Source organism: Streptomyces sp. NBC_00122, assembly GCF_045160845.1.
Taxonomy (GTDB): domain Bacteria; phylum Actinomycetota; class Actinomycetes; order Streptomycetales; family Streptomycetaceae; genus Streptomyces.
Window position 1 is genome coordinate 3,406,299 of sequence record NZ_CP108191.1, and the last position, 18,977, is coordinate 3,425,275.

Annotated in this window: 15 protein-coding genes; 9 read left to right on the forward strand and 6 right to left on the reverse strand. The window is 72.3% G+C overall.

Going from position 1 to position 18,977, the window contains the following annotated elements; all coding sequences use genetic code 11:
* Nucleotides 1-36 precede the first annotated feature (36 nt).
* The 3 genes from nhaA to OG737_RS16205 form a co-directional block, all read right to left on the reverse strand.
* Nucleotides 37-1,446 (reverse strand): Na+/H+ antiporter NhaA, encoded by a 1,410-nt coding sequence (nhaA, locus tag OG737_RS16195; protein ID WP_328926859.1) that lies wholly within the window; start codon nt 1,444-1,446, stop codon nt 37-39.
* Nucleotides 1,447-1,656: 210 nt separating this feature from the next.
* The gene (gene acs, locus OG737_RS16200; protein ID WP_405679211.1) at nt 1,657-3,654 is read right to left on the reverse strand and encodes an acetate--CoA ligase; all 1,998 of its coding nucleotides are present in this window, start codon (nt 3,652-3,654) and stop codon (nt 1,657-1,659) included.
* 162 nt (nt 3,655-3,816) lie between these two features.
* Entirely contained in the window at nt 3,817-6,207 is a 2,391-nt protein-coding gene (locus OG737_RS16205; protein WP_405679208.1) for a SulP family inorganic anion transporter, read from the reverse strand.
* 234 nt (nt 6,208-6,441) lie between these two features.
* Here OG737_RS16205 and OG737_RS16210 point away from each other — a divergent pair, with 234 nt between their 5' ends.
* Nucleotides 6,442-7,752 (forward strand): hypothetical protein, encoded by a 1,311-nt coding sequence (locus OG737_RS16210; protein WP_405921682.1) that lies wholly within the window; start codon nt 6,442-6,444, stop codon nt 7,750-7,752.
* Here OG737_RS16210 and OG737_RS16215 read toward each other — a convergent pair.
* The gene (locus tag OG737_RS16215) at nt 7,706-8,764 is read right to left on the reverse strand and encodes an ATP-binding protein (protein ID WP_405921683.1); all 1,059 of its coding nucleotides are present in this window, start codon (nt 8,762-8,764) and stop codon (nt 7,706-7,708) included. The genes OG737_RS16210 and OG737_RS16215 overlap by 47 nt on opposite strands.
* Nucleotides 8,765-8,873: 109 nt before the next feature.
* Here OG737_RS16215 and OG737_RS16220 point away from each other — a divergent pair, with 109 nt between their 5' ends.
* Nucleotides 8,874-9,695, forward strand: coding sequence for an oxidoreductase (locus OG737_RS16220; protein WP_405921684.1), 822 nt, complete (start codon nt 8,874-8,876; stop codon nt 9,693-9,695).
* A gap of 442 nt (nt 9,696-10,137) precedes the next feature.
* On the opposite strand, the gene OG737_RS16225 is transcribed toward OG737_RS16220, so the two are convergent.
* Nucleotides 10,138-11,013 carry an HAD family hydrolase gene (locus tag OG737_RS16225; RefSeq protein ID WP_405921685.1) on the reverse strand — a complete coding sequence of 292 codons (876 nt, stop codon included), beginning with the start codon at nt 11,011-11,013 and terminating at the stop codon, nt 10,138-10,140.
* Between the two features lie 488 nt (nt 11,014-11,501).
* On the opposite strand from OG737_RS16225, the gene ssd reads away from it, so the two are divergent.
* Genes ssd through OG737_RS16260 form a run of 7 tightly spaced genes read left to right on the forward strand, consistent with a single transcriptional unit; the run spans nt 11,502 to nt 16,542 of the window.
* On the forward strand, nt 11,502-12,629 hold the full coding sequence (gene ssd / locus OG737_RS16230) for a septum site-determining protein Ssd (protein WP_328930362.1): 1,128 nt from the start codon (nt 11,502-11,504) through the stop codon (nt 12,627-12,629).
* The gene (locus OG737_RS16235) at nt 12,626-13,774 is read left to right on the forward strand and encodes a TadA family conjugal transfer-associated ATPase (RefSeq protein WP_405921686.1); all 1,149 of its coding nucleotides are present in this window, start codon (nt 12,626-12,628) and stop codon (nt 13,772-13,774) included. Before ssd ends, OG737_RS16235 begins: the two co-directional genes overlap by 4 nt.
* Before the next feature lie 26 nt (nt 13,775-13,800).
* The gene (locus tag OG737_RS16240) at nt 13,801-14,658 is read left to right on the forward strand and encodes a type II secretion system F family protein (RefSeq protein WP_405922425.1); all 858 of its coding nucleotides are present in this window, start codon (nt 13,801-13,803) and stop codon (nt 14,656-14,658) included.
* Complete coding sequence (locus OG737_RS16245) at nt 14,658-15,425, forward strand: type II secretion system F family protein (protein WP_405921687.1); 768 nt, start codon at nt 14,658-14,660, stop codon at nt 15,423-15,425. The genes OG737_RS16240 and OG737_RS16245 overlap by 1 nt, the downstream gene beginning before the upstream one ends.
* Nucleotides 15,426-15,474: 49 nt before the next feature.
* The gene (locus OG737_RS16250; RefSeq protein WP_319729372.1) at nt 15,475-15,672 is read left to right on the forward strand and encodes a DUF4244 domain-containing protein; all 198 of its coding nucleotides are present in this window, start codon (nt 15,475-15,477) and stop codon (nt 15,670-15,672) included.
* A 25-nt stretch (nt 15,673-15,697) separates the two neighbouring features.
* Nucleotides 15,698-16,045 (forward strand): TadE family type IV pilus minor pilin, encoded by a 348-nt coding sequence (locus OG737_RS16255; protein ID WP_405921688.1) that lies wholly within the window; start codon nt 15,698-15,700, stop codon nt 16,043-16,045.
* A gap of 59 nt (nt 16,046-16,104) precedes the next feature.
* On the forward strand, nt 16,105-16,542 hold the full coding sequence (locus OG737_RS16260) for an Rv3654c family TadE-like protein (RefSeq protein ID WP_405922426.1): 438 nt from the start codon (nt 16,105-16,107) through the stop codon (nt 16,540-16,542).
* Here the strand turns inward: OG737_RS16260 and OG737_RS16265 are convergent.
* The gene (locus OG737_RS16265; RefSeq protein WP_405679196.1) at nt 16,490-18,964 is read right to left on the reverse strand and encodes a DEAD/DEAH box helicase; all 2,475 of its coding nucleotides are present in this window, start codon (nt 18,962-18,964) and stop codon (nt 16,490-16,492) included. The genes OG737_RS16260 and OG737_RS16265 overlap by 53 nt on opposite strands.
* Nucleotides 18,965-18,977 lie beyond the last annotated feature (13 nt).

Sequence of the window (18,977 nt, forward strand, 5' to 3'; positions counted from 1 at the left end):
GCCGGCGGCTGTCCTGCGCCGCCGGTCCCAGTCAGATCATGCCGGACCGTCGCCCTCGATGCTGGACCCGGCCGCCGCTTCGGCCTTGCGGCGGTGTTCCGCGGCCTTCTCGTCGTAGATCTTCGCCATCCGCAGGTGGTACGCGGGATTGTGCTCCTCGTAGATGTCCGGGATGCCGTCGAGGTCGTCGTCGCGATCCTCGGCCTCGGTGAGCGCCCTGTACTTGCGGTCGCGCAGCTTGAGCAGGACACAGGCGACGATCGCGGCGATCAGGGAACCGATCAGGACGGCGGCCTTGATCTCGTACATGAGGGTCCGGTCGTCGGTGAAGGCGAGTTCGCCGATCAGCAGCGAGACCGTGAATCCGATGCCGGCGAGCGAGGCGACGGCGAGCACGTCCGGCCAGGCGAGGTCCTCGTTCAGCTCCGCCTTGGTGAAGCGCGCGGCCAGCCAGGTGCCGCCGAAGATGCCGACGGCCTTGCCGACGACCAGGCCGAGGACGACGCCGAGGGTCTCCGGCCGGGTGAAGACCTGGGCGATGGCCTCGTCGGAGAGCGAGACCCCGGCCGAGAAGAGCGCGAAGAGCGGTACGGCGAGCCCGGCCGAGATGGGCCGTACGAGGTGCTCGATGTGCTCGCCGGGGGACTGCTCCTCGCCCTCCTCGCGGTGGCAGCGCAGCATCAGGCCCATGGCGACACCGGCGATGGTGGCGTGGACCCCGCTGTTGTACATCAGGTCCCAGATGACCAGGGCGAGCGGGACGTAGACGTACCAGCCGCGGACACCTCGGCGCAGCAGGAACCAGAACAGCGCGAGGCCCACGACGGCGCCGCCGAGGGCCAGGAAGTCGATCTCGCTGGTGAAGAACACCGCGATGATGACGATCGCGAAGAGGTCGTCGACGACGGCGAGGGTCAGCAGGAACGCGCGCAGGGCGGAGGGCAGCGAGGTGCCGATGACCGCGAGGACGGCGAGCGCGAAGGCGATGTCGGTGGCGGTCGGGACCGCCCAGCCGGCCAGTGAGCCGTCGCCGAGCACGTTGACGAGGGCGTAGACCACCGCCGGGGCGGCCATGCCGCAGATGGCGGCGATGACCGGGAGGGCGGCGGCCTTGCGGTCGCGCAGATCGCCCGCGACCAGCTCGCGCTTGAGCTCGATGCCGGCGACGAAGAAGAAGATGGCGAGCAGGCCGTCGGCCGCCCAGTGCTGTATGGACAGGTCCAGGCCGATGGCGGCGGGGCCGATGTGGAAGTCGCTGACGGTCTGGTAGCTGGCCGCCAGGGCAGGGGTGTTCGCCCAGACCAGGGCGCAGATCGTGGCCACGAGCAGCAGCACACCGCCGACCGTCTCGGCGCGCAGGGCATCGGCCACGAAGCGGCGCTCGGGCAGCGAGAGCCGGCCGAGGAACTTGCGGCGCTGGGGTTCGGTCGGGTTGGGCGTGGCCACGGAAGGGGACCTCCGGTTGGTCGACGGCATGACGAATGCAGTTGCCGACCAGACTTCCCGGCTCACCCTGTGGACTTTCTTGACGCTTTCAATATTTTACAGGGTGTAGCCAAGGGCGTATCCGGCGATCATCACTTTATGCGCGAAAAGGGCGTCCGGCGCGTTGCGCACCGGACGCCCTCCCGAGCCCGATCGGCCCGTCGGCCCGTGTCAGTCCTCGCTGGAAGCGCCCGGCAGCTTGGACTGGATCAGGTCCATGACCGAGGAGTCGGCGAGCGTGGTGACGTCACCGACCGCGCGGTTCTCCGCCACGTCGCGCAGCAGGCGGCGCATGATCTTGCCCGAGCGGGTCTTCGGCAGCTCTTGGACCGGCAGGATCCGCTTCGGCTTGGCGATCGGGCCGAGGGTGGCGCCCACGTGGTTGCGCAGGTCCGCGACCAGGTTCTCGGTCTCGGAGGCGCTGCCGCGCAGGATCACGAAGGCCACGATGGCCTGGCCGGTGGTCTCGTCGTTCGCGCCGACCACGGCCGCCTCGGCGACCGAGGGGTGGGAGACGAGCGCCGACTCGACCTCGGTGGTCGAGATGTTGTGCCCGGACACCAGCATCACGTCGTCCACCCGGCCCAGCAGCCAGATGTCGCCGTCCTCGTCCTTCTTGGCGCCGTCGCCCGCGAAGTACTTGCCTTCGAAGCGCGACCAGTAGGTGTCGATGAACCGCTGGTCGTCGCCCCAGATGGTGCGCAGCATCGACGGCCACGGCTCGGTGAGAACGAGGTAGCCGCCTCCGCCGTTCGGGACCTCGTTGGCCTCGTCGTCCACGACGGTGGCGGAGATTCCGGGCAGTGCGCGCTGCGCCGAGCCCGGCTTGGTCTCCGTGATGCCCGGCAGCGGGGAGATCATCATCGCGCCGGTCTCGGTCTGCCACCAGGTGTCCACGATCGGGCAGCGGTCGCCGCCGATGTGCTTGCGGTACCAGATCCAGGCCTCGGGGTTGATCGGCTCGCCGACCGAGCCCAGCACGCGCAGGCTCGACAGGTCGAACTTCGCGGGGATGTCGTCGCCCCACTTCATGAAGGTACGGATGGCCGTGGGCGCCGTGTAGAGGATGGTGACGCCGTACTTCTGCACGACCTCCCAGAACCGGCCCTGGTGCGGGGTGTCCGGCGTGCCCTCGTACATCACCTGGGTGGCGCCGTTCGCGAGCGGCCCGTAGACGATGTACGAGTGCCCGGTCACCCAGCCGATGTCGGCGGTGCACCAGTAGACGTCGGTCTCCGGCTTCAGGTCGAAGACCGCGTGGTGGGTGTACGCGGCCTGCGTGAGGTAGCCGCCCGAGGTGTGCAGGATGCCCTTCGGCTTACCCGTGGTCCCCGAGGTGTAGAGGATGAACAGCGGGTGCTCGGCGTCGAAGGCCTGCGGCGTGTGCTCGGCGGACTGGCGGCCGACCACGTCGTGCCACCAGACGTCGCGGCCCTCGGTGAAGGCGGTGTCCTGGCCGGTGCGCCGTACGACGAGCACGTGCTCGACCTGCGGACACTTGCCGACGGCCTCGTCGATGGCGGGCTTCAGGGCGCTGGGCTTGCCGCGGCGGTAGCCGCCGTCGGCGGTGATGACCAGCTTGGCGTCGGCGTCCTGGATGCGGGAGGCGACGGCGTCGGCGGAGAAGCCGCCGAAGACCACGGAGTGAGCGGCGCCGATGCGGGCGCACGCGAGCATCGCGACGACCGCCTCGGGGATCATCGGCAGGTAGACGGCGACGCGGTCGCCGGCCTGCACGCCCAGCTCGGTCAGGGCGTTCGCGGCCTTGGAGACCTCGTCCTTGAGCTCGGCGTAGGTGATCGCGCGGCTGTCGCCGGGCTCGCCCTCGAAGTGGATGGCGACGCGGTCGCCGTTGCCGGCCTCGACGTGCCGGTCCACGCAGTTGTACGCGACGTTCAGCTTGCCGTCCGCGAACCACTTCGCGAAGGGCGGGTTCGTCCAGTCGAGCGTCTCGGTCGGCTCCGTGGCCCAGGTCAGCCGCCGGGCCTGCTCGGCCCAGAAGCCCAGCCGGTCCGCGTCGGCCTGTGTGTACGCAGCCTGTGTCACATTGGCGGCGGCGGCCAGATCGGCAGGCGGTGCGAACCGCCGCTCCTCCTTGAGCAGATTGGCCAGGCTTTCATTGCTCACGACATCTCCCTTTCCCAGGGTGTCCGTTGTGTCCCCGGGCATAGCTCATCAGTCAGCGGCCCACGTGACAAGGGGTAGCCGGAAATTGGTTTAGACCTATAGCACGTCCGGACCCATGCGACGGCCCCTTCCCGCTGCAGGGCGCGGGAAGGGGCCACAGGATTGCACGGATAGGTGAGGCTATCGGTTCATCAACACTGAGGTTCAGGCGTGCTGTCCGACGGTGTCGAAGACCCGGCAGTCGAAGAAGTCCTCGCCTTCGGACAGCAGGTAGGCCTGCGCCTCGCCCACATGGAAGTACATCCCGTGCAGCTCCAGCGTGCCCTCGGCGAGCCGCCTCGCCACCGCTTCGTGGGCCCGCAGGTGCTCCAGCTGCTGCACCACGTTGGTCAGGCACAGCTGCTCCACGGCGTCGGCCGGGAGCCGGCCCGAGATCCGGGCCCAGGCGTGGTGACGGCTGGCCATCCGCTCAAGGCTGGGCAGTCCGTGCCGCAGCCAGCGGCGCAGCGGGGTGATCGGGGCGCCGGGGGAGGAGCTGAGGAGCGCCTGCATGGCCCCGCAGCCCGAGTGGCCGCACACCGTGATGCTGTCCACCTTGAGCACGTCCACCGCGTACTCGATGGCGGCCGCGACCGAGTCGTCGGTGGACTCGGCGCCCGGCAGCGGGACCAGGTTGCCGACGTTGCGGACCGTGAACAGGTCGCCCGGTCCGCTGGCCGTGATCATGCTGGTCACCAGGCGGGAGTCCGCGCAGGTGAGGAAGAGCTGGGAGGGCCGCTGCCCCTCGCGGGCCAGCCGGGCCAGCTCGTCCCGCACGTGGGGCGCGGTGTCGCGCTGGAAGGCGCTGATCCCGTTGGCCAGCTGACCGGCGCCGCGCCGGCGGGGAGCGGGCGCCGGGGCGGCCGCGGCCGCCGATGCCGCTGACGTGGGAGCTCCCGCCGCGACAGGGCCGTCCGTGACCGCGGCCTCCGCCGTGTCCGTACGGGTGTCCGTGGCGCGGTGGTCGCAGTGGTTCTGCCACGGCGTCCAGGGGCGGCAGCACTGGTGGCCCCCGCGTTGCGGTGCGCGCCGGGCCGGGTCGGAGAAATGCGCCCCGTCGGCGCGGCGGCCGGTGACCTCCACCGATCCGCCGTGGGCGCGATGGGAGTCCTGCCAGTCCTGCAGCGTCTCGTAGGCCGCGTGGTCCATGAACGAGCCGTCCAGCTCGATCACGGCGCGCCCGTCGTGCGGGATCTGGTTCAGTACCCGGGTCAGCCGCGGCACGGCGAGGAAGGTCAACTGGCCGCGCGCCCACACCCGGTGGACCCCGGTCTCCAGCTGTTCCACCGTGATCCGGGTCCTCGCCAGCCGGTGCAGGGCGAGCGCGACCGCCACGGCGATGCCGATGGCCACGCCCTCGAGGACCCCGCCGAGGACCACTCCCACGATGGTCGTGCCGTAGACCACGATCTCGCGGTGCCGGGTGACGGTACGCAGGTGTGTGGCGCTCACCATCCGCACGCCCACCGCCATCACCAGCGCGGCCAGGGCGGCCAGTGGGATCAGGTCGAGGGCGGGGACGAGCAGTCCCGCCGCGAGCACCACCCAGAAGCCGTGCAGCATGACCGACCGCCGGCTGGCGGCACCGGACTTGACGTTGGCCACGCTGCGCATGGCCCCGCCCGCTACGGGCAGCCCGCCCAGCGCGCCGGAGACGATGTTCGCCGCGCCCTGTCCCCGCAGTTCCCGGTTGAGGTCGGCGCGCGGCGGGCGGTTTCCCGTACCGCGCTCGGAGGCGATCAGCTTGTCGGTCGCGACGGCGGAGAGCAGGGACTCGACGCTGCCGACCAGGGTGACGGTCAGGACGGCGGCGATGATGCCGAGGACCGGGCCCTCGGGGAGCTCGGGCAGGGCGTGGCTGCGCCAGGACGGCAGGTCCACCCGGGGCAGGCTGAGGCCGGTCAGGGCGGCGAACGCGGTGGCCGTCGCCACGGCGGCGAGCGCCGCCGGCACCTTGCGCAGGGCGTGGCCGGTCCGCCCGGGCAGCCTCGGCCAGCTGAACAGGACGAGGAGCGTCAGCACGCTCACCCCGAGCGCGACCGGGTGCAGATCGGCCAACTGGTTCGGGAGGCCGAGGACGTTGGCGACGGCGGAGCTCTGCGGGGTGCCGCCGAGCACGATGTGCAGCTGGGCCAGCGCGATGGTCACGCCGATGCCGGCGAGCATGCCGTGCACGATGGCCGGGCTGACCATGAGCGCCGACCGGGCGGTGCGCAGCAGGGCGAGGCCGAGCTGGCAGGCGCCGGCGAGCACGGTGACGGCGCAGGTGGTACGCCACCCGTAGTGCTGGATCAATTCGGCGCTGACGACCGTGAGTCCGGCGGCGGGTCCGCTCACCTGGAGGGGTGCTCCGCCGAGCCGTCCGGCGACGATCCCGCCGACGGCCGCGGCGACCAGCCCGGCCTGGAGCGGGGCGCCGGTGGCCAGGGCGATGCCGAGGGAGAACGGCAGGGCGATCAGGAAGACGGCGATGGAGGCGGAGAGGTCCGCGGGAAGGTCCTTGCGGCTCTGCCGGCGGAGCTTTTTGTTCGTCGGTGTGGGGGAAGTGGCTGTCATAAGGTCCCGTCTCCTCTGGGGGAGGGATGAAGCGGCGGGAGTCTCAACACTCGGTAAATGGATGGTAATGGAGAGTAAAGAGTGGTGGTAGTGAATAGGGGCAAATGGCCTATAAATTAACCCTCCAGGATGATTAAGCATTTTGTACGGCTTGTCACATCTTCCTCATATCGGATCGCGTGGGACGTTGCGGCCCGGAAGTCCTGCGATGAACTGCGAGGGAGAGGTGGGCGGATGATCGCCGCCACGAAGAAGATCGCCGGCGGCCTGGCCGCCACGGCGCTGGTCCTGGGAGTCGCCGGGTGCGGCTCCTCGGAACACGCCAAGACCCCGGCGTCCGGAGGCCAGAACGCCCGCAAGGGCGCCGCCGCCCCCGAGGCGCCCGGCAGCGTCAACCGGCTTATCGGCGACGGTTCGACCGCCTACACCGGCACGCAGCCGAACGTGCGGAAGGCGCAGAAGCTGAAGCCCGGCGAAAAGCCGCCGCAGTTCGTCGTGTTCTCGTGGGACGGGGCCGGCGAGGACAGCCAGAAGCTCTTCTCGCACTTCCGCGAGGTCGGCAAGAAGTACAGCGCCCGGATGACGTACTTCCTCAGCGGCGTGTACATGCTCCCGGAGGAGAAACGTTCCCTCTACACGGCCCCGCAGCACGAGTCCGGCCGCTCCGACATCGGCTTCGGCGACCTCCAAGGCATCAAGGACACCGCCACCCAGGTCCGCGGGGCGTGGCTGGAGGGCAACGAGATCGGCACCCACTTCAACGGACACTTCTGCGGTCCCGACGGCGGCGTCGGCACGTGGTCCGTGGACGAGTGGAAGAGCGAGATCAACCAGGCCAAGTCGTTCGTCAAGAACTGGAAGACCAACGCGGGCCTGAAGGACATGCAGGCGCTCCCGTTCGACTACGACAAGGAGCTCGTCGGGGCCCGTACCCCCTGCCTCGAAGGCCAGAAGAACTTCATGCTGGCAGCGAAGGACATGGGCTTCCGCTACGACTCCAGCGGCATCAGCAAGCAGATCTGGCCCAAGAAGACGGACGGGCTCTGGGACATCCCGCTGCAGCTGGTGCCCGTGCCGGGCCGCGCTTTCGAGACCCTGAGCATGGACTACAACTTCATGACGAACCAGTCCGGGTCGACCTCCCAGGGCGACCCCTCGCAGCATGCGTACTGGGGCGACCAGATGCGCGACGGCCTGCGCCAGGCCTTCGACCGGGCCTACGAGGGCAACCGCGCACCGCTGATCATCGGCAACCACTTCGAATCCTGGAACGGCGGCACCTACATGCGCGCCGTCGAGGAGTCCATCAAGGACATGTGCACCCAGAAGGAGGTCCGCTGCGTTCCGTTCCGCGAGCTGGCGGACTGGCTGGACGCCCAGGACCCCAAGACCCTGGAGTGGATGCGCACCCTCGACGTCGGCGAGACGCCGAAGGGCGGCTGGGCGAAGTTCCTGACCGCGGGGCCGCCGGCCGCACCTCCGACGGCCCCCGCCGGGGTCAAGCCGGCTGCGGAGCCGGCTGGTGCCGGTGCGGACGAGGACTGACGAGAGCGTCCGGATCCGCTGTCTCCTCGACCCGTTCGGCGCACCCGAGGCCCTCGCGCAGGACGAACTCGGGGTCGACCTGGCCCGCCAGGTCGACCCCGGTCTTGGCGTTGCCCCAGCTTTCCGCGTTCTTCAGGTGGAAGCGCACCATCTGCTCGGTGTACCGCTCCCAGTCGCGGTGCGCGTACGAGTCGTCGGCCGCGTCCTGGAGGGCCTGGAGGGCCAGCCGGTTGGTCGCCTCCAGCAGCTCGAAGGCGGCCGGCCGGCCCTTCTCCATCGCCCGTACCCAGTCGGAGTGCCCGACGGTGACCAGCAGGTCCTCGCCCACCTCGTCCTGGAGGAACTCGATGTCCTCCGAGCCCTGCACCTTGTTGCCGATGACCTTGAGCGAGACCCCGAAGTCCCGCGCGTAGTCCTTGTACTGGCGGTAGACGGAGACGCCCTTGCGGGTCGGCTCGGCGACCAGGAACGTCATGTCGAAGCGGGTGAACATGCCCGAGGCGAAGGAGTCCGATCCGGCGGTCATGTCGACGACGACGTACTCGTCGGGTCCGTCGACGAGGTGGTTGAGGCACAGCTCGACCGCCCCGACCTTGGAGTGGTAGCAGGCCACGCCCAGATCGGCCTCGGTGAACGGCCCGGTGGCCATGAGCCGTACGGGCTCCCCGTCGAGCAGGAGCGTGCGCGCGCAGGCCTCGTACACCGGGTTGTCCTCGGTGACCCGCAGCAGGCGCGAACCCCGGCCGGGCGGAGTCGTCTTGATCATCGTGTCGGCGGACGCGATGCGCGGGTTGGAGCCCCGCAGGTACTCCTTGATCAGGGGCAGATGCGCGCCGAGGGCGGGCATCGCGGCGGTCGCGCCGTCGTCGAGTCCGAGCGCGGCGCCCAGGTGCTGGTTGATGTCGGCGTCCACCGCGACGACAGGGACCTCATTGGCGGCGAGGTGGCGGATGAAGAGGGAGGACAGCGTCGTCTTGCCGCTGCCGCCCTTTCCCACGAAAGCGATCTTCATGTTCACCAAGCGTAGCGGGTTGACCGCACTGCGTGGTCAGGGTGAGTGAAGAAGACCACTCCAAGGAGGGGTCGGTGCTACGGGTGCGCAGTGCGTAGGCTCCCTACTTATGAGTAGCGCTTTTGACCCGTTGGCCGCCCTGTCCGGGCTGCCGGGTGTCGCCGATTCCGTGGATTCCGTACGCAAGGCCGTGGACCGGGTCTACGGGCACCGGGTGATGCGCCGCCGCAGCGGCGAGATCACCTCGGAGGCCGCGCTGCGCGGCGCCCGCGGGAGCGCGGCGCTGTCCGGTGCGGACTGGGCGCTGGAGGAGGTGCGCCGCCGGACCGACTTCGGGTCGGAGTCGGAGGCGCTGACGGTGGGCGCCGCGCTGCGGCTCACCGCCGAGGCCGGCCAGCTGCTGAGCATCTGGCGCCAGTCGCCGCTCCGCGTGCTGGCGCGGCTCCACCTCGTGGCGTCGGGGTCGACGGAGGACGGGGACGTGGTGGGCCGCCCCCGGCTGGCGGGCGAGCCGGTGGACGAACCGCTGGTCGAGCTCCCGCTGCCGAGCGCGGAGGAGGTCGCGGGCCGGCTGGACGGACTCTCCCGCCTGATCATCGCGGGTGGCTCCGCCCCGGCGCTGATCACGGCGGCGGTCGTGCACGGCGAGCTGCTGGCCCTGCGCCCCTTCGCCACGTACAACGGCCTGGTCGCGCGGGCGGCCGAGCGCATCGTCCTGATCAACAGCGGGCTGGACCCGAAGGCGATCTGCCCGGCGGAGGTCGGCCACGCGGAGCAGGGCCGGGAGGCCTATCTGGCCGCTTTCGAGGGGTACGTCTCCGGTACCCCGGAGGGGATGGCCGCCTGGATCGCCCACTGCGGCCGCGCGATCGAGCTCGGGGTGCGCGAGTCGACGGCGGTGTGCGAGGCGCTGCAGCGCGGCGCGGCCTGAGATCTTCCGGCCGGTCCCGGCGGGATCCGGCGAACGCCGGATCCGGCGAACAGGGCCGGACATGGGTTGCGGCGACACCGTCTTGCTTTGGTGTCGCCGCTGGCACTTACGCCCAGTTACCAAGCGTCCTCGAAGGTTGCCCATCAGGTCGGGAACTTTGCCCGTCACCTGGTGCGGCTGGCCCGTAATCGACGGGTCGACGTCGCGTGGGTGCTCGGCGTTCATGCTTCGGTCCGTGGGCCTTACTGCGTTTTAAAGATGATCCTCTCGGATGTTCTTTGGTCTCGCGGGCCGTTGCTTTATTTGTACTCCGCTTGGGAGCCATGCGAAACCCCTGGCTCCACTTTTTACCTACCGGGATGACCTCGGGCGAATCGGACAGTCCGTATCGCCCCAGGTCAGGACATTCGCCCCGGCGTGCCTCAGTCGGACGTGGCGGGCGTCAGGCGGACGCGGCGGCGGCCAGTGCGCGGTTGCGGCGCCGGCTCGCGTACCAGACCAGCCCGGCGGTGACGGCGGCCGCGCCCACGGCCGCGGCGGCGACCAGCGCCGGCCGCGCGGGCATCGACAGTCCGGGCAGCCGCTGCTTCAGCCGCACCGGGCGGTTGAACACGAGCACCGGCCACTCCCGCGCCAAGGCCTCCTTGCGCAGGGCCCGGTCGGGATTGACGGCGTGCGGGTGCCCGACGGCCTCCAGCATCGGGATGTCGGTGGCCGAGTCGCTGTAGGCGTAGCAGCGGGCGAGGTCGTACCCCTCGGACTCCGCGAGCTCGCGGACGGCTTCCGCCTTCGTGGGTCCGTAGGCGTAGTACTCGATCTCGCCGGTGAAGCAGCCGTCCTCGCCCACGACCATGCGCGTGGCGACGACCCGGTCGGCGCCGAGCATCTCGCCGATCGGCTCGACCACTTCCGCGCCGGAGGTCGACACGATCACCACGTCGCGGCCGGCGGTGTGATGGGCCTCGATGAGGGACGCGGCCTCGTCGTAGATGATCGGGTCGATGAGGTCGTGCAGGGCTTCCGCGACGATCTCCCGCACCTGCTGCACGTTCCACCCCTTGCAGAGGGCGGAGAGGTACTCGCGCATCCGTTCCATCTGGTCGTGGTCGGCGCCGCCGGCCAGGAAGATGAACTGCGTGTACGCGGTGCGCAGCACGGCGCGCCGGTTGATCAGGCCGCCCCGGTAGAAGGACTTGCTGAACGTCAGGGTGCTCGACTTCGCAATGACCGTCTTGTCCAGGTCGAAGAAGGCTGCGGTGCGAGGCGAGGAGTGCGGCAAGGGCTGATTTTCCACGCCCCGAGCATATGCGCCCACCATTCGGCGTAAGGTGTGGCGCGTGGGTTTGCCTGAGAGGGCTCTCGGGTACACCATGGAAGTCACGGATCGTTCGCGACCGTGCTAACCCGGTCTGGCTCCTCCCCCCCCGAGTCGGACCGTGGGGACGACCCCCGCTCTCCCCCCCGGCGGGGGTCGTCGCATGTCCGGACGCGGTTTGCGTCCCTGCCTTCGGCCCCAAGTGACCATTCCTACGGCCCTCCTGTCGTACGAGGCCTCCACGGCGAAGGCGCCTCACCCTCCCTGACTCGTAACGCTGCGTAGTGGTTCCGCCGCGCTCCGGAACTCACCGGTGAGGGTGACCGGGTTATTCACAATCGGCTCGGTGTCCACAGTTTTCGAGCAAGATCCACTTCTTTTTCCCGAACGCTGCACGGTGATTCCAGCCGCGAAGTCCGCGGTGCTGGATTTGCAGGGAGAAGGGGGCGGAGATCGTGGCTCGATCGAAGTCGTGCGAAACGCCGGAGTCCGTGGTGGGCGGGGCCGGGAGCGCTGTCGTGGGTGCGGTCGTCGGCGGGCGTCCGCTGATCATCACCGAGGATCCCCTGCTGCTCGACGATCTGCTGCGGCTGTGCGCCGCCGCGGGTGCCGAGCCGCACGTGCACCACGAGGTGCCGGAGCCGGGCGGGGCGGGCGGGCCTGGCGGGAGCGTCGGATGGGAGTCCGCGCCCCTGGTGCTGGTCGGGGACGACGCGGCCAGGCGGGTGCGCGGGGCGCCGCGCAGGGATGGCGTGTTCCTCGTCGGCCGGGACCTGGACGACCCCGTCGTGTGGCAGCGGGCGGTGGAGATCGGCGCCGAGGAGGTGCTGAGGCTCCCGGACGCCGAGAGCCGTCTCGTCGACCGCATCGCCGATGTGGTGGAAGGAGCCGGGCGGCCCGCGCTCGCCATCGGGGTGATCGGCGGCAGCGGCGGGGCCGGGGCCTCCACCCTCGCCTGCGCGCTCGCCGTCCGCGCCGCGCGCACCGGGGAGCGGACGATCCTCATCGACGGAGACCCGCTCGGAGGGGGCATGGACGTCCTGCTCGGAGGCGAGGGCGCGGAAGGGCTGCGCTGGCCCGACTTCGCGGGCTCGCGTGGACGGGTGGGCGCCGGAGCCCTGGAGGAGTCCCTGCCCGAACTGCACGACCTGCGGGTGCTCAGCTGGGACCGCGGGGACCGGGTGGTGGTACCGCCCGCCGCGATGCGGTCGGTGGTGTCGGCCGCGCGCCGCCGGGGCGGGGTCGTCGTGGTCGACCTCCCGCGGAGGGTCGACGAAGCCGTGGCGGAGGCACTGGCCCAGCTCGACCTGGTGCTGATGGTGGTGCCGGGCGAGCTGCGGGCGGTGGCGGCCGCGGGCCGGGTCGCGGCCGGGGTGCGGATGGTGGCCCGGGACGTACGCGTCGTCGTACGGGGCCGCTGCCCGGGCGGTCTCGACCCGGAGGCGGTGGCCGCACTGCTGGGGGTGCCACTGGCCGGTGAGGTGCCGGTCGAAGTGGGACTTCCCGGGCGCGTGGCCGAGGGGGAGGCGCCGGGGGCGCAGGGGCGGGGCGCGCTGTCCCGCTTCTGCGACGGCTTCTGGCAGCGGGCGCTCGGCTCCGCCCAGGGGGTGCCGGCATGAGCACGTTGCTTCTGGACGCGGTGCGCCGTCAGCTCGCCGAGAGCGGGGCGGAACCGACCCCGGCGCGGGTCGCGGCGGCCCTGCGGTCCCAGGGCCGGCTGCTGGGCGACGCGGAAGTGCTCGGCGTCGCCGCCGAGTTACGGTCCGAGCTGGTCGGTGCGGGCCCCTTGGAACCCCTGCTCGCCGACCCGGAGGTCACCGATGTACTGGTGGCGGCCCCGGACCGGGTGTGGGTGGACCGGGGCGGAGGGCTGGAGCTGACGGGGGTGACCTTCACTGACCAGGGGGCCGTGCGCCGGCTCGCCCAGCGGCTGGCCGCCGTCGCGGGGCGCCGGCTGGACGACGCCCGGCCCTGGGTGGACGCCCGGATGCCCGACGGTACCCGGCTGCACGCGGTGCTGCCGCCGGTGGCGGTCGGGTCGGCCTGCCTCTCCTTGCGGGTGGTGCGGCCGCGGGCGTTCACGCTGGAGGAACTGGTCGCGGCGGGGACGCTGCCGCCCGGCGGGCACCGGCTGCTGCGGGAGATGATCGAGGCCAGGCTGTCCTTCCTCGTCTCCGGCGGCACCGGAACCGGTAAGACCACTTTGCTCAGCGCCCTGTTGGGGCTGGTCGGCCCCGGTGAGCGGATCGTGCTGGCCGAGGATTCGGCCGAGCTGCGCCCCGACCATCCGCATGTGGTGCGGCTCGAAACCAGGCCCGCCAACCAGGAGGGCGCGGGCCTGGTCACGCTGGCGGACCTCGTCCGCCAGGCGCTGCGGATGCGGCCCGACCGCCTGGTCGTCGGTGAGGTCCGGGGAGCGGAGGTCGCAGACCTGCTCGCTGCTCTGAACACTGGTCACGAAGGGGGCTGTGGCACGGTCCATGCCAATGCCGCCGCCCATGTCCCGGCCCGGCTGGAGGCCCTGGGGACGGCAGCCGGGTTCGACCGGGCCGCCCTGCACAGCCAGTTGGCGGCCGCGCTGACGCTGGTGGTGCACCTGGTGCGGGACCGGGAAGGGCGGCGCCGGGTGGCCGAGGTGCACGTGCTGGAGCGGGACGCCGCAGGTCTGGTGGTCACCGTGCCGGCGCTGCGCTGGGCCGCGCAGGGCTTCGTGCGGGAGCGGGGCTGGGAGCGGCTGCGCCCGATGCTGCGGGGTGCCCGGTGAGCGCCGTGGCGGCGCTGCCGGTGCCGATGTTCGCGGGTGTGCTGTGCGCCGGGGCGGCCGCCTGGGGCCTGACCGGCGGCGACCGGGTGTTCCGCAGGGCCCGGGCGGTGGTGTCGGCCCGGGGCGCTCCGGAGGCGCCGCGCGCGCCGGTGCGCCCGGATCGGCTGCTTGCGGCCGTGCGGGTGCGGGCGGGGCGGCGGCGGGAGTGGGGCTGCCTCGCCGCCGGGCTGGCGGTCGCCGTGCTCGGCACATCGGTGATCCCCCTGCTGGCCGGGGCGGCCGCGGTGCCGCTGGTGCGGCGGTGGCTGCGGACACGGGCGCGGGAGCGGGCCAGGGTGGCGCGGGCGGCCGAGGTGGTGGCTCTGTGCGGTGCGGCGGTGGGGGAGTTGCGGGCGGGAGCGCAGTCCGGTCAGGCCCTGACCGCGGCGATACGGCGGACGGCGCCCCTCCCCGGCGGTCCGGGCGCCATGGAGGCGGGTGTGCTGGCCGCCGCGGCGTTCGGCGGGGACGTGCCCGGGGCGCTGCGCCAGGCGGCGCGGGAGCCCGGCGCGGAAGGGCTGGCCGGGATGGCCGCCTGCTGGCGGGTGTCGGTGGACGGCGGTGCGGGCCTGGCCGCCGGGCTGGACCGGCTGGAAGGGGCTCTGCGGGCCGAGAGGGACCAGCAGGAGTCGCTGAGGGCCCAGTTGGCGGGGGCGCGGTCCACGACGGTGGTGCTGGCCCTGCTGCCCTTGGTGGGCCTCTTGATCGGCACCGGGCTGGGAGCGGATCCGCTGCGGGTGCTGCTGCACACCCCGATGGGGTGGGGCTGTCTGGTCGCGGGCGGGGTGCTGGAGGCGCTGGGGCTGCTCTGGTGCCGGCGGATCGTACGGACGGGGGAGCGGTGATGGGCGGCTTCGTGATCCACAGGCTGGGGATCGTGCTGTGTCTGGCGGTGGCTGCACTGTCGGTGGTGTCGGCGCGGCTCCGGGCGCGGCGGGCCCGGAGCAGGCTCGGGGCCCTGCTGGGCGTGCGACCGGGCCCGAGGGGACCGGTACCGGGTGCGCGGCTGCGCCGTGTGGTGGCCGCCTGGGGCGGGCCGGCCGGGGCGCTGCTGGCGGGCTGGGTGCTCATCGGCGGGGTGGCCGGTGTGGCCGTCGGCGTCGTGGCTGCGCTCGGGGCGCGGCAGTGGCAGGGCAGGGCGCGGCCTGCGGCTGGGGTGGACCTGCGGGAGGCGGAGCGTCAGCTGCCGTTCGCGGCGGACCTGTTGGCCGCCTGCCTGGCGGCCGGGGCCGGTCCGGTGGAGGCCGCCGAGGTGGTGGGTGAGTCGCTGGGCGGCCCGGTGGGCGAGCGGCTGGCGCGGGCCGGGGCTGAGCTGCGGCTCGGCGGCGAACCCGGTGCGGCGTGGGGGAGGTTGGCGGAGATACCGGGCGCCCGGGCCCTCGCGGAGTGCCTGGAGCGGGCCGCTCGGACGGGCGCTCCCGCGGCGGAACCCGTCTCCCGGCTCGCGTCGGCCCTCCGGGAGGACCGGACCCGGCAGGCGGGTGCCAGGGCGCAGCGGGCGGCAGTGCTCGTCACCGCGCCGGTGGGGCTGTGTTTTCTCCCCGCTTTTCTCGCGATCGGGGTGGCACCGGTGGTGATCGGAATGGCCTCGGCTCTCCTCACCAACACCTGACGCCACATTAATCACGTACATCAGCAAGGAATATCAACGGGAGGTTGCCATGAGGATCATCTGGTTTCGTGTGCGGACGGCACTGCGAGGTCGCGGGAGCGACGCGGGGATGTCCACCTCGGAATACGCCATGGGCACGATCGCGGCCTGTGCGTTCGCGGCTGTTCTGTACAAGGTGGTGACGAGCGAAGTGGTCGCCACCGCCCTTCAGTCGACCATCGGGAAGGCGCTCGATGTGCCGTTCTGAGAGAAATCCCGGGGGAATCCGGGGAATGGGCGACCGGGGATATGTGACGGCGGAGGCCGCCCTGGTGATCCCGGCGCTGGTGCTCTTCGCGGCGCTGCTGGTGTGGGCGCTGATGGCGGCCGCCGCCCAGATCCGGTGTGTGGACGCGGCCCGGGCCGGCGCCCGGGCGGCGGCCCGGTCGGAGTCCGCCGAAGTGGCGGTGGCGGCGGCCCGGGCGGCCGCGCCGTCGGGGGCGCGGGTGGAGCTGGAGCGCGAGGGGGATCTGTGGCGGGTGCGGGTGGCGGCCCCGGCGCCGGGGCCGGGCGGACTGCCGGTGCGGCTCGGGGCGCGGGCGGTGGCGTTGGCGGAGGACAGCGTGGGGCCGCCGCCGTGAGCCGGGACCGGGGTTCGGCGACGGTGTGGGCGGCGCTGGTGGCGACGGTGCTGGGGGCCGTGTTCGGCGGTGTGCTGCTGCTCGGGCAGGCGGTCGTGGCCCGGCACCGGGCGGCGGCGGCCGCGGACCTGGCGGCGCTCGCGGCGGCGGCCACCTGGGCCCACGGACCGGAGACCGCCTGCGCCACGGCTCGCCGGGTCGCCCGGGCGCAGGGCGCGTCCCTGGGTGCCTGCACCCTCCGGGGCGAGGTGGCCGAGGTGACGGCCCGCCCCGCCACGGGACCCTTCGCCCCGACGATCACGGCCCGTGCGGGCCCTCCGGCCGAGGCCATCGGGGTCGGCGGTCGCGGGGGCGCGGCGGACTCTGGCCCGTCCCGGAAACCGCCTGGACCCGGTCCCGGTTCAGGTCCAGGCCCGGGTCCCGGGGAGGGGAGAGCCGGGCCGGCTACGGCGGTGGAGCCTGCTGGGCCTGTGGAGCCTCGGACAGGAGGCGGGTGAGGAGGCGGATGGCGCCGCGCTTGTGGAGGGGATCGTTGCCGTTGCCGCACTTGGGGGACTGGATGCAGGAAGGGCAGCCGGCCTCGCACTCGCAGGCCGCGATCGCGTCGCGGGTCGCCGTCAGCCAGGCGCGGGCCGTGTGGAAGGCCCGCTCCGAGAATCCGGCGCCGCCGGGGTGGCCGTCGTAGACGAAGACCGTCGGGAGGAGGGTATCGGGATGCAGCGGCACCGAGACGCCGCCGATGTCCCAGCGGTCGCAGGTGGCGAACAGCGGGAGCAGACCGATGGAGGCGTGCTCGGCGGCGTGCAGGGCGCCGCCGAGGATCTCCGGGTTGATCCGGGCCTCGTCGAGCTGGTCCTCGGTGACCGTCCACCACACGGCCCGGGTGCGCAGGGTGCGGGGCGGCAGGTCCAGCTTGGCCTCGCCCAGCACCTCGCCGGTGATCAGTTTGCGCCGCAGATAGGAGACGACCTGGTTGGTGACCTCGACCGAGCCGTAGCAGAGCCGGGCCTTGCCCCACGGGATCTCGGACTCGGTCTCCAGGACCGAGATGGAGGTGGTGTCGCGGGCGGTGGTGGAGAAGGGCGGATCGGCCTCCTCGACGAGGGCGGCGGCATCCTCCAGATCCAGCCGCTTCACGAGGTACGTGCGGCCCTGGTGCAGGTGGACGGCCCCCTCGTGGACGGCGGTGTGGGCGGCCGACTCGTCGACCGTGCCCAGCAGCCGGCCGGTCGAGGCCTCGACGATCTGCACCGGGCGGCCGCCGCCGCCCCGGATGTCGGTCAGGTCCGAGGCCCGTTCCCGGCGGGTCCAGTGCCAGGCCGTGGCCCGCCGCCGGAGCAGCTTCGCCGCCTCCAGCTGGGGGATGAGCTCGTGGGTGGCCGGGCCGAAGAGCTCCAGGTCGGCCTCGGTCAGCGGCAGCTCCGCCGCCGCCGCGCACAGGTGGGGGGCCAGGACGTACGGGTTGTCCGGGTCCAGGACGGTGGCTTCCACCGGCTGGCGGAACAGCGCCTCGGGATGGTGGACGAGGTAGGTGTCGAGCGGGTCGTCGCGGGCGATCAGCACGGCCAGGGCGCCCTGGCCCGAGCGCCCGGCCCGGCCCGCCTGCTGCCACAGGGAGGCCCGGGTGCCCGGGTAGCCGGTGATCAGGACCGCGTCCAGGCCGGAGACGTCCACGCCCAGCTCGAGGGCGGTCGTGGCGGCCAGGCCCAGCAGCTCGCCGGAGTGCAGGGCCCGCTCCAGGGCCCGGCGCTCCTCGGGCAGGTATCCGCCACGGTAGGCGGCAACCCGCCGCACCAGCGAGCGGTCCACCTCCGCGAGCCGCTCCCGGGCGATCACGGAGATCAGCTCGGCGCCGCGCCGGGAGCGGACGAAGGCCACCGTGCGGACCCCCTGCACGACAAGGTCCGTCAGCAGGTCGGCGGTCTCGGCCGTGGCCGTACGGCGGACGGGCGCGCCCTTTTCGCCCCGCAGCTCGGTGAGGAGCGGCGGTTCCCAGAGGGCGAAGACCACCTCGCCGCGCGGGGAGGCGTCGTCGGTGATCTCGATGACGCGGACCCCGGTCAGCCGGGACGCCGCTTTCGCCGGGTCGCTGGCGGTGGCGGAGGCCAGCAGGAACACCGGGTCGGAGCCGTAGCGGGCGCACAGCCGCCGCAGCCGGCGCAGTACCTGGGCCACGTGGGAGCCGAAGACCCCGCGGTAGGTGTGGCACTCGTCGATCACGACGTAGCGCAGGGCCCGCAGGAAGGAGGACCAGCGCGGGTGGGCCGGGAGGATGCCGCGGTGCAGCATGTCGGGGTTGGTGAGGACGTAATTGGCGTACTGGCGCACCCATTCGCGTTCTTCTACCGGCGTGTCGCCGTCGTAGACGGCGGGCCGGATCGCGTTGCCCAGCGGGGCGGCCAGTTCCCGTACGGCGCGGCGCTGATCGGCCGCCAGGGCCTTGGTGGGGGCCAGGTACAGGGCGGTCGCGCCGCGTCCGTTCGGGGCCTCGGCGCCGTCCGCGAGGGCGGAGAGCACCGGGGCCAGGTAGGCCAGCGACTTGCCCGAGGCGGTACCGGTGGCGACGACCACGGATTCGCCGTCCAGGGCGTGCTCGGCGGCCGAGGCCTGGTGTTCCCACGGATGGTCGATCCCGGCGGCCTGAATTGCGGCTACGACATTCGTTCGGATGCGGTCGGGCCAGACCGCATGACGACCCTCCCGAGGGGGCAAGTGCTCCGTATGGGTGATGCGCGCAGCCCGGGAAGGCCCCCGTGACAGCCGGTCCAGGACCGTTCCGGGGGTGGTTCGAACGTCCGCGGGTGGCGTGGGCCGACCGGGGCGGTGAGTATTGGCCATTGGAACCGAGTGTGTCACTGGCGTGCGGGACAATGGTCCCAAGGCGTCGTGCGCGCCTGCCGGTAAGTGATTGAATGCCATTGCGGCAGCCAAT

Coding starts and splice junctions, on each gene's coding strand:
- acs (WP_405679211.1), bottom strand. CDS start 3,654: ATGCCCGGGGACACAACGGACACCCTGGGAAAGGGAGATGTCGTGAGC.
- OG737_RS16205 (WP_405679208.1), bottom strand. CDS start 6,207: ATGACAGCCACTTCCCCCACACCGACGAACAAAAAGCTCCGCCGGCAG.
- OG737_RS16210 (WP_405921682.1), top strand. CDS start 6,442: ATGATCGCCGCCACGAAGAAGATCGCCGGCGGCCTGGCCGCCACGGCG.
- OG737_RS16215 (WP_405921683.1), bottom strand. CDS start 8,764: ATGAAGATCGCTTTCGTGGGAAAGGGCGGCAGCGGCAAGACGACGCTG.
- OG737_RS16220 (WP_405921684.1), top strand. CDS start 8,874: ATGAGTAGCGCTTTTGACCCGTTGGCCGCCCTGTCCGGGCTGCCGGGT.
- OG737_RS16225 (WP_405921685.1), bottom strand. CDS start 11,013: ATGGTGGGCGCATATGCTCGGGGCGTGGAAAATCAGCCCTTGCCGCAC.
- OG737_RS16235 (WP_405921686.1), top strand. CDS start 12,626: ATGAGCACGTTGCTTCTGGACGCGGTGCGCCGTCAGCTCGCCGAGAGC.
- OG737_RS16240 (WP_405922425.1), top strand. CDS start 13,801: ATGTTCGCGGGTGTGCTGTGCGCCGGGGCGGCCGCCTGGGGCCTGACC.
- OG737_RS16245 (WP_405921687.1), top strand. CDS start 14,658: ATGGGCGGCTTCGTGATCCACAGGCTGGGGATCGTGCTGTGTCTGGCG.
- OG737_RS16250 (WP_319729372.1), top strand. CDS start 15,475: ATGAGGATCATCTGGTTTCGTGTGCGGACGGCACTGCGAGGTCGCGGG.
- OG737_RS16255 (WP_405921688.1), top strand. CDS start 15,698: ATGGGCGACCGGGGATATGTGACGGCGGAGGCCGCCCTGGTGATCCCG.
- OG737_RS16265 (WP_405679196.1), bottom strand. CDS start 18,964: ATGGCATTCAATCACTTACCGGCAGGCGCGCACGACGCCTTGGGACCA.